Source organism: Atopobacter sp. AH10 (assembly GCF_003664595.1).
Classification (GTDB): Bacteria; Bacillota; Bacilli; order Lactobacillales; family Aerococcaceae; genus Atopobacter.
The window spans coordinates 44,288-59,975 of sequence record NZ_QXPZ01000031.1 but is presented as its reverse complement, the minus strand read 5'-3'; the positions used below and the strand labels follow the sequence as shown (position 1 = coordinate 59,975).

The following is a 15,688-nucleotide window of genomic DNA, read 5'->3' as shown; positions in this document are numbered from 1 at the left end:
TTTTTATCAGGTCAAAAGAAAACACCCCCCAGGATTTCTCCTGAGAGGCGTGTTAGGAATATGAATTAAAGTTTCGTTACGTTAGCCGCTTGTGGGCCACGCGCGCCTTCTTCAACTTCAAATTCTACAGCTTGGCCTTCTTCTAAAGTTTTGAAGCCTTCAGCGTTGATTGCAGAGAAATGAACGAATACATCGTCGCCACCTTCGCGTTCGATGAAGCCAAAACCTTTTTCTGAATTAAACCATTTAACTGTACCTTGTTCCATGAAGCAAGTCCTCCTTGTGCCAGTGCACATCTGTTATTCATATTCTTGAAGTGAAAAGACGATACTTAGACAGTGCTCGTTTCTTTGCACTAAAAAAACACTATGGTCATATTAACACGAGTCTTGCTTTTTTGCAATATGTAAACCCTTTTATTTTCGAAAGTTACATGTCAATTTTCTAAAAAAAATAGCAAGATGAATTAATTTAAAAACGTCTTATTCTTCTATAGATCGGCATTTTCTTAAATCATTATAATTTTATCTTTAGCTTTTGGGCTTAAGTTATATTAATCTAGGCCATCCTAGGCCGTTCAAATTATACAAATCCAATGAGAAGATTTTAAAGAAAGCTCCCACGTTATTTTTACCCTACATCAATCGCAATTCTTTTAGGGAAACATAGTCTTGATCCGCCACGATGAAATGATCTAATAATTCAATACCAATTAATTCCCCACACTCTTTTAATCTCTTTGTAAAAGCTAAATCTGCTTGACTCGGTGTAGTGTGGCCAGAAGGATGGTTATGTGCAACCATAACCCTTGCAGCCGATTCTTTCACTGCTTCTCGGAAAATTTCTCTGGGGTGAGCAACTGAGCTATTCAAGCCCCCTGCAAAAATAACTTTTTCTTTCAATATTTCATTCTTGGTACTCAAAAATAAGGCATACAACTTTTCTTGATGACAATGGCCTATTCGATGAGCAAATACTTGCCCTGCATCTTCAACACAACGTATAGCTTGTCCTCTGATGGGATGGGAACAGGCTAAACGTTCCCCTAACTCAAGAGCCGCCTTGATTTCAAGAGCTTTAACTGGCCCTACCCCCTGAATGCTTTGTAATTCCCTTAAACTGGCCTGACGTAAGTGAGCTAAATCCCCAAAGCACTGTAAAACGGACAAAGATAAATCCACCACTGACTGTTTATTGCTTCCCGTTCTAAGTAAAATGGCTAGTAATTCATAATCTGCTAAAGCCTTACTCCCCTGTCGTAAGAGACGTTCTCTAGGCTGTTCATAGCGAGGTAATACTCGACTAGAGTTTCCTGTCATCTTCTTTCCCTCCTCAATATTCTTCGTAATAAAGAACGTTTAAATAGCTAGCTTTGATTTATTTTACAAGGGATAGCTGGCAAATAGGCTTTTCACCCTTCATTGCCTATAAGCTTTATTTTCAATAGATGGATCGGATACAGCTTTTTTATTTAGCTTTCTAAAGAACAAAAAGGCCTTAGATAAAGCCCAAAAGGACTTATCTAAAGCCTCCAATGTTTACATTATATGAACTAAAAAACGCCTTATCATCAGTCACTACACTAGCTAGGAGTGAAAATTTCTATTTCCTTTGCCTATACTTTAAAGATATTTAAGGCTAGACCTTGATGGATCAACAAAACAAGTCTTGCTCTAGTCGTTTTTAAATGCTCGCAATAAATCGCCAACAAAATACAAGGAACCAAAGCAGAGATAGATCATATCGCTCTCTTTATTCAAAAGTTCGATCAAATCCTCTTGCTCCATGAATTGCCCAGCATATGCCTTATAATTTTCTTCATGCGCAGAGCGATCGACGTGAATATCTGAAACAATCAACGGATAATCTCTATATTCTTTTTGTAAATAATCCATTACTTGGTCTATATTCTTGTGCGTTTGAGCAGCATAGACTAAAGTTACTTTTCGCCCTTTAAAAGGAGGGCAAGCCAACTGAGCCAATACAGCTTGAACGGCAGCAATATTATGTGCCCCATCAATATATACTAATGGCTTTTCCCTTAACTTTTGTAATCGTCCTGGCCAAAAAGTCTTGGTCAAACTATGGCGAACCTTCTCCCAATCGATAGAATCAGATCCACTTTCATGCTCATACAAGGCCAAAGCAATGGCTAAATTTTCACTTTGAACATCCCCGACTAAAGGGCAAAATAAAGTATGTTCCTCTCCAGTCAAACTCTTATAGCTAATATCCGTTCGCCCGTCTTCATGGCGTTTAATCAACTTCACATCGAAATCTCGGTGCAAACGATATAAATTAGCTTCATAAGCCTTAATGGTATAATCAATGGCAATATTCGCCTCTTTTGTGAAATCACCGGTAAAAATAGGCTCATTTTCCTCTATAATCCCTGCTTTTTGCATAGCAATTTCTTCCAGGCTATTTCCCAATAAAGCTTGATGATCTAACCCAATGGATACAATAGCCCCGGCTGTCATATTCATGATAGAAGTCACATCGTTCAAGCCACCAATCCCTACTTCAACCAGAGCAATATCCGGCTGCTCACGAGATATGAGTTCCCAATAAAGAAGAAGGAACCACTCAAAATAAGACAAGTCCTCTATTGGAAAAGCCTGAATAGCGTCAATCTTATGTTTTACTTCTTGGAATATTTCCACAAATTGTTCCTGACTGATCGGTTGACCATTTATAAGTAAGCGTTCGGTCTCTATCAAGAGATGGGGGGAAACGAAGGCACAGACCTTCTTTCCATCCCCATGAAAAAGAGCCGTTAGATAAGCAACCACCGATCCTTTCCCATTGGTTCCAGCTATTTGATAAGCAGGAAAATGAGTAAAACTATCTTTATAGAGATCATACATGGTCTGCATCCGAAACATTCTGTCTCCAGACCCAAGGGTTTGATTTAAATAACTGATGATCTGATCAAAAGTGGTCAATTCCTTCATTTTAGGCCAGTCCTTTCAGAACTTCTATCCGTTCAAAGACAGCTCCTTGTTGTTTTTCATATTCTGCCAATTTCGCCCGTTCTTTATCCACAATAGCTTGTGGCGCTTTTTCGACAAAACTTGCTTGACCAAGTTTCTTGTTCAAACGGGCTATTTCTTTATCCAAGCGTTCGATCTCTTTATCTAAACGTTTTAATTCATCCTCGATATTGATGAGACCTTGAAGAGGAATATAGATATCTGCTCCCTCTAAGACTTGTGTCATAGCTTCGTTAGGCGCCTCAATTGAAAGAGCAACTTCTAATTCACTTGTGTGGCAGAAACGTTCAATATAGCTTCTCATAGCTTCCAAAGCTGTCAGCACTTTTTCATCCTTCGCCTTGATCAAAAGAGGAATTGGACGAGACAAAGGCGCATTTACTTCTAAACGACTAGCACGAACAGCCTTAATAACAGCAATTAATCGTTCGACTTTATCGACCGCTTCAAGATCTACCCACTCTGGATGCTCAACTGGGAATTGAGCTGTCACAATGGATGGCTCGAGTGAAGCTTGTGGAAGATGTGCCCAAATTTCTTCCGTCACAAATGGCATGATTGGGTGTAAGAGGCGTAAGATAGCAGAAAGGACTGTCACCAAGATTGACCGAGTCATTTTTTGGTCTGCCTTATCTCCCTTGGTCAAACGTTCCTTAGACATTTCAATATACCAGTCGCAGAAATCATCCCAAATGAAGTGGTAAAGGATACGACCAGCTTCCCCAAATTCAAATTTATCAAATAGACGATTCACAGCTTCTACCGTTTCATTTAAACGATGAAGAATCCAACGATCCTCCCAAGTCTTTTCACCAGAAAGATCGATATTTTCAAGCTTAAAGCCTTCAAGATTCATCAAAACATAACGGCTAGCATTCCAAATTTTATTGATAAAGTTCCAAGCAGCCTTCATTTTTTCTTCATTATAACGAATATCTTGACCAGGAGTAGAACCATTCGCCAAGAACCATCTCAAAGCATCTGCCCCATAGCTATCAATCACATCCATAGGGTCTACACCATTCCCTAAAGACTTACTCATCTTACGTCCTTGGGCATCACGAATTAAACCATGAATTAAAGTGTTTTGGAATGGACGTTGACCAGTAAATTCCAAACTTTGGAAGATCATCCGGCTGACCCAGAATGGAATAATATCATAACCCGTTACCAAGGTATTGGTTGGGAAGTAGCGCTTAAAGTCCGCACTTTCTGTATCAGGCCAACCCATGGTAGAAAATGGCCACAAGGCACTAGAGAACCAAGTATCCAATACATCTGGATCTTGTTCATAATCGCCTTCATTTTCTGGAGGAGTTGTCCCTACATAAATTTCACCAGTTTCTTTGTGGTACCAAGCAGGAATGCGATGCCCCCACCATAATTGTCGACTGATTACCCAGTCATGAATATTTTCCATCCACGTTAAGAAGGTATGTTCAAATCTTTCAGGATAGAATTCTACACGTTTGTCAGGATCCTTTTGAGCTGCAATGGCTTCCTTCGCTAAATCTTCCATTTTAACGAACCATTGGGTAGATAGACGAGGTTCTACCACTACATCTGTCCGTTCAGAATGCCCAACAGAATGCACCATTTCTTCAACCTTTAACAAGTAACCTTGTGCCTTCAAATCAGCTACAACAGCTTTTCGTGCTTCTTCTCGTGTCATGCCTTGATATTTCCCAGCATTTTCATTCATCGTTGCATCAGGATTCATCACATTGACACGTGGCAAATTATGGCGGTTCCCTACCGCAAAGTCATTCGGATCATGAGCCGGTGTAATCTTCACCACACCTGTTCCAAATTCTCTATCCACATAAGCATCTGCTACAACAGGGATCTTCTTATTCACTAATGGCAAGATCACTTCTTTACCCACAATAGCCTTATAACGATCGTCAGATGGATGAACCGCTATAGCCGTATCCCCTAAAAGGGTTTCTGGACGAGTCGTTGCAATTTCCACTTGACCTGACCCATCAGCTAAAGGATAGGCAATGTGATAGAAAGCCCCTTTTACTTCTTTATGAATTACCTCGATATCAGATAAGGCTGTTTGTGCTTGAGGATCCCAATTAATGATATACTCCCCGCGATATATCCAACCTTTTTTGTATAAGCGGACAAAAACTTCATTAACAGCTTCATTTAACCCCTTATCAAGGGTAAACCGCTCTCTAGAGTAGTCGACAGAAATACCCATCTTTTCCCATTGCGCTCGAATGGTTTTAGCATATTCATCTTTCCATTCCCAGGTTTTTTCAAGAAATTTCTCCCGACCTAAATCGTATCGTGAAAGGCCTTCTGACCGCAACTTGGCTTCGACTTTGGCTTGAGTAGCAATCCCAGCATGATCCATCCCCGGCAACCACAAGGTGTCATAACCTTGCATCCGTTTATGGCGAATTAAAATATCTTGTAAGGTGACATCCCAAGCATGACCTAGGTGAAGTTTACCCGTCACATTTGGAGGTGGAATAACAATGGAATAAGGTTCAACAGATTGATCGCCTGACGGAGCAAAAACCCCTTCATCTAGCCATGCTTTATAACGGCCATCTTCTACAGAATGCGCCTCATATTTGGTCGACATTTCTTTCATACTCATCTCTCCTTTTAAACATACCCTGACAGGATAACTTATTTTTGACACAAAAAAAGCCCGCACATACATGTCGGACGTCTACGCGCGGTACCACCACATTTGCAACAAAACGTTGCCACTTTGTTTGTTAACGGAGCTTACTCCGATCTTTCTCCAAAGCAACCTTCAATCGGTTCGTCCGAAGTCTCTCAGCAAACGACTCCTCTCTTATGAACTCCCCCATCTACTCCTCTTTTTCATCAAAAGATAACTTATCCAATTGAGTGCATAATAGCATATTTCTGTGCCCTTCTCAACTATTTTAAAAAAGTTTGTCGATAAAATCCCCCTTCCTGAATTGCCAATCTAAATGAGGCAGCTCCCTCTCCACTCTCTTTCCACTCGAACTCCTCGAATCTCCATCTCGGCAAGTCCATTAAAGCTGAATTTCTCGACCTATATGGTTATGAGTCAGGGATTTTAGGATTAAAGCATCTCTTGTCAGCAAGACTTCAAAAAAAGTTTAAAGTAAAAGCTAGAGCAATCGAGTCAATTAGACACGCTCTAGCTTTTAATCAACTAAGTCAAAAACATCCCTGACCTTTTGCATCTACCAGATGCTATTTGGGACATCACGAACCTCTCCACCATTGACTACCTTCTAATCTAGATAAGGCTAGTCCTATTTTTTCATCAATTTGACTGGCTGAAAGTTCTATATGGTTTAATCTCAGCTTCCTATAACTATCCCTTAAACAAATCTCGGAGCTCTCTTCCTTAAATAAAGCCTTATTTGCGTCTTTATCTAAAGCGACCTTCAAACTCGCTTCTTCCAATAAAATTGGCGGAATGTCTAGATCTTCGCTGGCAATAACGAAATGAATCCCTGTTTTCTTGGACAGGGCAAGAAGTCTAGCAAATTGCCCCTGCACTTTTTCATACTGGCTTTTATCTTGCTCTTTTAACTCCTTCAATCGTTTGGATAAATCGTCAACTAGAGCTATGATTAAAGGCAAATTCTCTTTATCTACAGCCTTTAATCTATCCTCTCCTTCTTTCTCCAGGCGATCCAAAAATTGAGCTAAATTTACAGATTGCTGGGCATAAGATAAAACATGAGGTAACTGAACGAACTTTCCCCATGTGTCACGGCCTAGAATATGAATATTCACTTCTGATGGTGAAGTTAAAAGGACTATAGAGGTCATTAATTCCTGTAAAAAAGAACTCCTCCCTACAAGAAGACTGACGGGCTCTTTTGCTATATCAAACACATAAGAGCCAATTTGGGCTAATACCTTCATCTTAACACCTCCTCTCACTAATCTTATTGAAGCATTAGAGCAACTGTAGCTAAAAAAGTCTTCAGACTTTGATGGATTAAGCTTTTCTCTACAACTAGTCTAGCCCATACTTTATCTTGAGACAAATCTTCTGCTTTTAGAAAGTTTGTCCCTGTCCATTTCTTGCTAAGCGGTCGATAGGCATCTAGATTTTTAGAAAGTTCGTCTTAGTCTATGTCTTGCTAAGCGGTCGATAGCCAGCTAGATTGCTTATTATTTCATGTCTTGGATCGCTTCTAGAAAGCAAGTAGACTTTTCAAGGCCATTCATCTCATTTTGCCATTCATCTCATTTTATAGAAGAAAAAAAGCTATCCGTATCAAACGAATAGCTTTTTCACCTGATCCCCTAAAATGAGAATTCTTATTTTAAAATTATCGCTGCTTCCTTTTTATTGAAGGGCTGTCCCCACAATAATACCAAGATAATTCCCAATAACATAACCAAATGTCCCCACTAATAGAGCTGGAACAATCAATTCATTCCACCCCTTAGATACGGCCATCGCTGCAGCAGTTGTCGGGCCACCTACATTAGCATTTGAAGCAATAAGGATTTCTTCAATAGAGAAGTTAAAGAGCTTCCCTAGTAAGAGTGAAACGATCAGGTTAGTTCCCACAATAATCGCAGCAAATACCAACAAGAGTGGTGATTCTTTTAAAATCAGGCTAATCGAAGCTGGTGCCCCAATAACAGCGAAGAACAGATAAATTAAAAATGTCCCGATCTCTTGACTCCCTCTAATGGAAGAAAGTTTAATAGGAGAGAAAGTCGCTGCTAACCAAGTAAAGGTCGTAATCATCAAGTATTTATTACCTAAAAGGTTAGCGATCAATTGGGATAGGGGATCTTTCCCCGTAAATGTTTTCTCAAAAATTCCACTCACAAAGCTGGAAATTGCCACAATAACAAAAGCAATAGAAACCGTTAATGCAATATCTTTTAGCGATATTTCTTTGGCAGACCAATATTTTGCTGCTTGAGTTTTGTGTGCATTCTTTTCTTCCTCTGTCATCTTTTCTAAAGTATCGATATAAGGATGAGAATAGTGACGACGAATAAATCCTAATGTCGGTAAAGCGATGATAGTTGAAAAAAATACAGCTCCCAGCAAATTATCGGCTACTAAAGCAGCAGATGTCGTTTGCCCAGACACATGGAAAACAGTGGATAGAGCGACAAAGTTCACTGATCCCCCAATATAAGTCCCGACAAACATTGGCACGATAGTATTTAATTGTGGAATGAAGTTCTTCAAAGCGTAGTAGGCCAAAAATCCTCCGATTAGTGTCCCAACACTCGACATCAAAAAGATGATCAACAAACGTCCCGCATCCCGTTTTAAATTTTTAAAGTCAGCAGATAGCAATAACATAGGAACAGCTAATGGCACTACATAAGACCAAACCGTATCATAAACAGGCGATTCAGTAGGGATAATTCGCAAATTAGCTAAAACTAACATAAATAATAGCGCTAGGATACATCCTGTAATTCGACTGGCCCATTCGTATTTTTGTTCCAAGATAATTGCCGCTGAAGCAGACACCGCAAGAATAGCCCAAAGTGTCCATGTATCAGTAGCCGCAATAAATGTTGGCATAAAATTCCTCCATTCTCTTTTGAAATTTCGGCAAATTTGCCTCATTCTTTTTATAAATATCTCAGTAAATGAACTCAGTCTAAAATAGAGTCTAGTTGCTTTAGTCAATAACTTTATGAGAGTAAACTTGGCGAATAGAAAAGATCTCTTCTTCCTTTACAAACACCATCAGAAAGAAATGTTTTAACAGGTAAAAGGGGGCGCCATTTAGAAGAAGCCAGTAAAAGTATCTCCCAAATCAGGATTCATTTGCCATTTCAACCCGCCTCATTCAACAATAACTGTCGTTGACATCCCATATAGATTTTTATTTTATACTTGCTAGTTCAAGTACCATCAACTATCTTATAATTAGAATGTAATTACCATGATAGTACTTCAGAACCCTCATGTAAATATATTTTTTTAGATAAAATATGGGTCTTTATTCTCCTTCGTCGTTTACAAAACCACTTTTTTGTGATAAGAACTTTATTATTAACCCCTTCCTCCTATCAAAATAGCGCTGTTCTTTTTCTGTACTTTTGCTAGCTTTGGACGATAAAAATGATAGCATAGGCATATGTCAGATAATTAGTTTCACTGGGAACCTATACTTTTTGCCTCCCTCTTTAGCTTCACAGATAACTACTTTTTAACATCATTCTGACATGCATAAGAAACATTTTTTCTGTATAATAAATAAAGTCTTACTTATTCCCTTTTCATATACCCATAGAAAGGAGGACTCCCATATGGCTTATGTCAATAAAAATCACTTTAACAATAAAAGCTATATTTCATTTGCTCTAGTGACTCTTTTCAGTTGTGCTATGCTGCTTGCTATTTATTTTCTCTTTCACTCGTCGGGACAAGTAGATAGCCTAGTAAAGCATTCATCTAGCACTATTGCCCAACCTCTATCTAGACTAGATAATATCCATCATAATAGACAAGCAGTTCAACTATGGAATCGTCCTTCTGAAACTAGCTACCCTGATATTCCTGATTGGAGCAAAGTTAAAATTGACGTTTCTATTAAAGATCAGCGTGTTTATATCAAAGAAAATAATAAGACTGTTTATTCCATTATTTGTTCTTCAGGAGATAGTGCAAATGGTTACAAGACACCTACCGGGCAATTCAAAATAGAAGATGAGCATGGAGATTTTTTTGTTGAACCAGACACACGCTATTCAGCCTATCACTGGGTTTCCTTTAAAGATCATGGTGTTTTCCTCTTCCATAGTATGGTCATGTGGAATAAACACCAGGTGGTTCTTAAAGAAGCTTTACGTCTGGGGCAAGAAGCTTCACACGGTTGTATCAGACTTCCAGAACCCGATGCTAAATGGCTATTTGACCATATAAAACCTGGAACATCTGTGACCGTCAAATAAAAAATTACTTCACTATCTCAAGACTTAACTTGACCCGAATAAACTATCCCTAATATTTTATATCTTTTCCAATTAATCTTTACTTATATAGGCAAGCAAAAAGGTAGCAGGTTTTCCCTGCTACCTCTTTATTTGATTACATCTAATTTGTCCTTTAGTTCTCTTTTTTCTTTTTGTCGAGCGGAAGAACTAAACCTAATGACATCAATATTGGTGCTAACCATGAAGCTACTGAGTGATTATCACCTGTTTGAGGCAATTTATCTCCTGTTTGACTAGCACTTGGCTTTTCAGATTTTGGTTTTAGTTCTGGGTTTGGTTTTGGTTCTGGCTTTGGCTCTGGTTTTGGCTCTGGTTTTGGTTCAGGCTTAGGCTCTGGCTTAGGTTCTGGCTTAGGTTCTGGCTTAGGCTCTGGCTTAGGCTCTGGTTTTGGCTCTGGCTTAGGTTCTGGGTTAGGTTCTGGTTTTGGTTCTGGCTTAGGTTCTGGTTTTGGTTCTGGCTTAGGCTCTGGTTTTGGTTCTGGTTTTGGTTCTGGCTTAGGTTCTGGCTTAGGCTCTGGTTTTGGCTCTGGTTTTGGTTCTGGCTTAGGTTCTGGTTTTGGTTCTGGCTTAGGTTCTGGCTTAGGTTCTGGCTTAGGTTCTGGCTTAGGTTCTGGTTTTGGTTCCGGCTTAGGTTCTGGTTTTGGTTCTGGCTTAGGTTCTGGCTTAGGTTCTGGCTTAGGTTCTGGTTTTGGTTCTGGTTTTGGTTTTGCTGTCGCTACAAAGACCCATTGACCAGTGAAAGTGAGATCCGTTTCGCCTACTGTTTGCTCGCCCGTTGGGTTCCAACCTTTAAATTGCCACTTGCCACCTTTATCAGCAACAGCGTCAAAGTTGTCTTTAGATGGGCTTACTTTATCGCCTTCTTTAGCTGTCCCATCAGTTGGTTTTTGATTGGTTACTTCTTTTGGCAATTCTTTGCCTGATGTGGCGGATTCAAAAACATATTTCACTTGGCGTTCATTTGCTACAAATTCCCATTTACCTGTGAAAGTCAGATCAGTTTCGCCTACTGTTTGCTCGCTAGATGGTGTCCAACCTTTAAATTGCCACTTGCCACCTTTATCAGCAACAGCGTCAAAGTTGTCTTTAGATGGTCTAACTTTATCGCCTTCTTTAACTTTACCATCTGCTGGTTTTTGATTGGTTACCCCTTCTGGCAATTCTTTACCTGATGTGGCGGATTCAAAGGCATATTTCACTTGGCGTTCATTCGCTACAAATTCCCATTTGCCGGTAAAAGTCAGATCAGTTTCGCCTACTGTTTGTTGGCCTTCTGGGTTCCAACCTTTAAATTGCCACTTGCCACCTTTATCAGCAACAGCGTCAAAGTTGTCTTTAGATGGTCTAACTTTATCGCCTTCTTTAACTTTACCATCTGCTGGTTTTTGATTGGTTACTTCTTTTGGCAATTCTTTACCTGATGTGGCGGATTCAAAGGCATATTTCACTTGGCGTTCATTCGCTACAAATTCCCATTTGCCGGTAAAAGTCAGATCAGTTTCGCCTACTGTTTGTTGGCCTTCTGGGTTCCAACCTTTAAATTGCCACTTACCGCCTTGAACAGTAACATCGTCAAAAGTAGCTGGTGATGGGCTAACTGTATCGCCTTCTTTAGCTGTCCCATCAGTTGGTTTTTGATTGGTCACTTCTTTTGGCAAGTTTTTACCTTCTGTAGCGGATTCAAAGACATATTTCACTTGGCGTTCATTCGCTACAAATTCCCATTTACCAGTGAAAGTGAGATCCTTATCAGCTACTGTTTGCTCGCTGGATGGTGTCCAACCCTTAAATTGCCACTTACCGCCTGTAACCTCAACATCGTTAAAACTTGCTGGAGATGGGCTTACTTTATCGCCTTCTTTGGCTTTGCCATCAGTTGGTTTTTGATTGGTTACTTCTTTTGGCAGTTCTTTGCCTGATGTGGCGGATTCAAAAACATATTTCACTTGGCGTTCATTCGCTACAAATTCCCATTGGCCAACAAAAGTCAATCCATTAGCGGTAACTTCTTGTTCTCCATCTGTTGTCCAGCCTTTGAAGTTCCAGCTACCGCCCTTCACTTGAACTGAATCGAATGATGAGCTTGATGGAATAACTTTTGAACCTGGTTTAGCAACACTTTCTGCTGGCTTTTGCTTGGTCACTTCTTCCGGCAAGTCTGGCTTATCAGTCGTTATAGACTTGAATTCGTATGTGACTTTAGGATAGGCTTCAAAGACCCAAGTCCCAACTAGTTCAACATCACCGTTAACATTCGTTAGACTGCCTGTTACCGTTTGTCCATCCTTTTGCCAGCCTTTTTCTTTATCGAACTTCCAAACGCCATCACTTGTTACGATATCTTGGTGATTGTCAGTAGATGCTACTTGGTAATCTTCTCCTGGCATGACCGTTCCTTCTTGTGGTAAAAGAAGCAAATCTGGTAAGTTCTTACCTTCTGTACCACTCACATACTTATAAGTAACCTTATAAGGCACTCCTACTGTGAGCTGAATAACACTTGCATCCTCTGACTTTTCGTCTACCCCTTCTGGATCTTGATTGGACATAAAGTCAAATTTAAAGGGTTGTTCCGTCCCCATCAATTCTGCTGTTGCAGAGAAAGTTCCTCCAACCGTTCCGACCATAGTGTAAAATTGCCCATGTTTAGCTGCACTATTTAATTTAAGAGATGACAAGCTTAAGGAAATGACATCATTTGTTCCTAAAACAGCTTGACGAACTTCCAGATAATTCGCATAGGCATCAGCTTGATCTTGGTCTTTCAATTGCATGACAACCGTCACTGTTTTGCCTTCAACTGTGACAGATTTCACTTCAAACTTGTCATTGCTATCCAATTTAGCTGTAACTTTATCCGTAAAATCCATTTCTTGTGGCAGAGTGAGTTTAGCGGTCATTTGGAAATTCAAGTTTTTCACAGTGATCAATTGTAATTGGTCATCGCTCATTCCATTTTCTACTTTTTGAAGAGCTTCTTTTATCGGGGTAACATTTAAAGTCGCTGTGACAGTAGTTTCTTCCCCTTCTTTTAGAGGCGTAACTTTCTTACTTTCCCCTCGAATAGACAAGTCGCCTTTTAGAGGAGCAATAGGGAAAGTAGGGTTGCCATTAGGGTCACCTTGTCCTGGATTGGCTATACTTGGATTAGCACTTCTCAGCCCAGCGGTCACTTCTAAATTCAGCTTATCGGTTTTATTCTTATTCAGTCCAATCCCCCACGATGCCATATAGCCAGCAGGATAGAAACTAAAGTCCCCGTTTCCTTCGATCTTCTTCCCCTTTAATTTCTCTAAATCCTCTTTTTTAAAGGCATAGGTCGCTGTGACCTTAACATTGGCGTTTCCCTTCTTCTTATCTGTTTGTAAGGCATCATAGACTCCTTGCCAGTTTTGGTCAGTTAACTTCATTTTCAAGTTCAGCTTTCTAGCCTCAACTGTTTTCTGGATGGAATTTTCTGGGATAACTGTCGCTCCACTTTTGACTTCAGCTTTTGTCCAGGAGAGCCCCTCTGGCAAATTTAAGCTATAGTCGATATAGGCAATTTTATTCTTCCCATCTTTCCCATGAGGGTAGCCATTGCTAAGTTGTTTCATCTTCCCTTCAAAAGGTTCCATCAACTTAGGGATTGGCACATCTAGAGTAAGCGTCCCTTGGTAAGATTCCGCATCCTGGCTATTCTTGTCGACCGCTTCCCCATTTTTATTTTTTGCTGTGATCTCTACTTTAGCATAGTCCGCAATTTTTAAAGGGGCATCGTCTTTCGCTTCCCTAACTGCTCCAAGAGAACGCAAGCTTGCTCTTTCCATGATCGGTTGAGGCAAACTAGCTTCCTCTTTTTTCTCCGGATCTTTAACTTTTTCGCCTAATTCACCTGAATTACCGTCAGAATTGTTGGTTAAGTTGTCGCATTTTTTTTTCAATTTCTTCATTGGCGTTCTTATTTTCTTCACTATTCCTTGCCTTATTTACCTTGTCGCTTTCGCTTGTTTGAACATTTGCCAAGCTTTGGCTTCCTTCTTCTGAAGCTTCTACCTTTTGGCTACAAGCAAAGGATACTACAAGTGCAGAAGACACTAATAGTATGCCTATTTTCTTTTTCTCCCTCATTATTCCCATCTCCAAACAAATTTTATTCAGTTTTTTTGTGTTTAACCGCTTACGTTTTACATATTATACATAGAGATTTTCCTTGTCAATTCACTTTCTTAACATTTTTCACTGTAAGATCGTATTTATTTTATATTTAATGGGTAGATTAGTATTTTTTTATTTATCAGCCTTCCATCCTACTTTTTATTTAGCCATCTCAAAATTACTTTAGGCCAAAGAAAAAAGGCAGTCAGATTTTCTCCAACTGCCGTTTTTATTGACTCTTATTTTTTTATAAAAGGTCATTAAATTCATTGATTTCATGAGCAGAAATATTTTCTACTTCCGTATGCTTCACAGCGTCCTCCACTAATCTTTTCACGTCAATCTTTGTTTCATAATGTTGGCAGGCTTCCAACTTAGGTTTCGTTTTAGGGCTTGGTGGGGCAAAAACGGTGCAGCAATCCTCGTATGGTTGAATAGATAATTCAAAGCTCCCAATTTCTTCCGCTAGAGCAATGATTTCCAACTTATCAAATCCGGCAAGTGGGCGTAATACCGGATACCCTGCCGCATCAGTGATGGCTAACATACTTTCTAAGGTCTGAGAAGCCACTTGGCCAATAGATTCCCCTGTAACAATCGCCAAAGCTTTCCTTTCCTCAGCCAATCGACTAGCAACACGCATCATCATCCGCCGAGTAATGGTCATCAAATAAGGACTAGGTAGATTTTGTTTAATGGCTTCTTGACTAGCAGTAAATGGCACGGTTAGAAATTGGATTTGTCGCCCATAACGCGCCAATATTTTAGCTAAATCTTTGGCCTTCTGTAAAGCTTGAGGACTGGTATAAGGTGGACTAGCGAAATGAACAGCCTCCACTTCAATCCCTCTTTTAAGAGCCATATAACCCGCCACTACGGAATCAATCCCACCAGACAGCAATAAAAGTGCTCGCCCTGATGTCCCAACAGGCAAGCCTCCAGCTCCCTTATAGACTTCCGTCGTCAGCAAGGCATATTTTTCACGGATTTCGACCTTTATCACCAAATCAGGACGCTTTAATTGCACCCTAAGCTCTTTATAACGCTCAGCTACCGCCTCGCCTAAATAGCGATTAATAGCATTAGTATCTAGGTAAAAATCATGGTCTGCTCTTTTCGTTGCAATGCGAAAACTCTTTCCCTTTAAATCTTTACCGTCTAATATAGCAAAAATTTGGTCACGAATGACTTCCATGTCCTTCTCTAACTCTATAACTGGAGAATAAGATTGTATCCCAAAGACATGAGATAAACGCTCTAAGGCAATATCCACAGATTCTGCTGGCGGATAGACGGTCAGATAATCATGGCCAGCAACTACTTTATTTGGTGTTAAGTCTGCCAATACTCCTTTGATATTTTGGGCTAATTGTTGGGTGAAACGTTTTTTGTTTCTCCCTTTTGTCGATAGTTCACCATAACGTACGAGAATATAACGTTTCATAGGTCCTCCTTTATCTTCTAACAGCATACTTTAGGGAAAAATTTTATCGGTTATTCTAGGCAAAGACTTGCGTCAACTATTCCTAGCTAAAGACTTTTACAAAATGCTCCGACAATTATTTCTAGACAAAGACTTTTACAAAATGCTCCGACAACTAC

General features: G+C 39.8%; 10 protein-coding genes. 1 reads left to right on the top strand and 9 read right to left on the bottom strand.

The genetic code is table 11. The annotated features are described in order from the left end of the window. Positions 1-65 precede the first annotated feature (65 nt). From D3H64_RS07045 to D3H64_RS07020, 6 genes are all read right to left on the bottom strand, one after another. Entirely contained in the window at positions 66-266 is a 201-nt protein-coding gene (locus D3H64_RS07045) for a cold-shock protein (RefSeq protein WP_121565547.1), read from the bottom strand. A 369-nt stretch (positions 267-635) separates the two neighbouring features. Next, positions 636-1,319, bottom strand: coding sequence for a DNA repair protein RadC (radC, locus tag D3H64_RS07040; RefSeq protein ID WP_121565546.1), 684 nt, complete (start codon positions 1,317-1,319; stop codon positions 636-638). A gap of 354 nt (positions 1,320-1,673) precedes the next feature. Further along, complete coding sequence (locus D3H64_RS07035; protein ID WP_121565545.1) at positions 1,674-2,954, bottom strand: folylpolyglutamate synthase/dihydrofolate synthase family protein; 1,281 nt, start codon at positions 2,952-2,954, stop codon at positions 1,674-1,676. A 1-nt stretch (position 2,955) separates the two neighbouring features. Next, positions 2,956-5,607, bottom strand: a complete 2,652-nt coding sequence (locus D3H64_RS07030) for a valine--tRNA ligase (protein WP_370448460.1) — start codon at positions 5,605-5,607, stop codon at positions 2,956-2,958. Positions 5,608-6,215: 608 nt separating this feature from the next. Next, complete coding sequence (locus tag D3H64_RS07025; RefSeq protein WP_121565543.1) at positions 6,216-6,887, bottom strand: FtsK/SpoIIIE domain-containing protein; 672 nt, start codon at positions 6,885-6,887, stop codon at positions 6,216-6,218. A gap of 430 nt (positions 6,888-7,317) precedes the next feature. Then, on the bottom strand, positions 7,318-8,529 hold the full coding sequence (locus D3H64_RS07020) for a DUF819 domain-containing protein (protein ID WP_121565542.1): 1,212 nt from the start codon (positions 8,527-8,529) through the stop codon (positions 7,318-7,320). 734 nt (positions 8,530-9,263) lie between these two features. Between D3H64_RS07020 and D3H64_RS07015 the strand changes: the two genes are divergently transcribed. Beyond that, entirely contained in the window at positions 9,264-9,908 is a 645-nt protein-coding gene (locus D3H64_RS07015; RefSeq protein ID WP_158589252.1) for a L,D-transpeptidase, read from the top strand. Positions 9,909-10,062: 154 nt separating this feature from the next. On the opposite strand, the gene D3H64_RS10250 is transcribed toward D3H64_RS07015, so the two are convergent. The 3 genes from D3H64_RS10250 to thiI form a co-directional block, all read right to left on the bottom strand. Next, positions 10,063-13,881, bottom strand: a complete 3,819-nt coding sequence (locus D3H64_RS10250; protein ID WP_158589251.1) for an SHIRT domain-containing protein — start codon at positions 13,879-13,881, stop codon at positions 10,063-10,065. After that, positions 13,835-14,059 (bottom strand): hypothetical protein, encoded by a 225-nt coding sequence (locus tag D3H64_RS07005; RefSeq protein ID WP_121565540.1) that lies wholly within the window; start codon positions 14,057-14,059, stop codon positions 13,835-13,837. Before D3H64_RS07005 ends, D3H64_RS10250 begins: the two co-directional genes overlap by 47 nt. A 274-nt stretch (positions 14,060-14,333) precedes the next feature. Then, entirely contained in the window at positions 14,334-15,530 is a 1,197-nt protein-coding gene (gene thiI, locus D3H64_RS07000; RefSeq protein WP_121565539.1) for a tRNA uracil 4-sulfurtransferase ThiI, read from the bottom strand. Positions 15,531-15,688 lie beyond the last annotated feature (158 nt).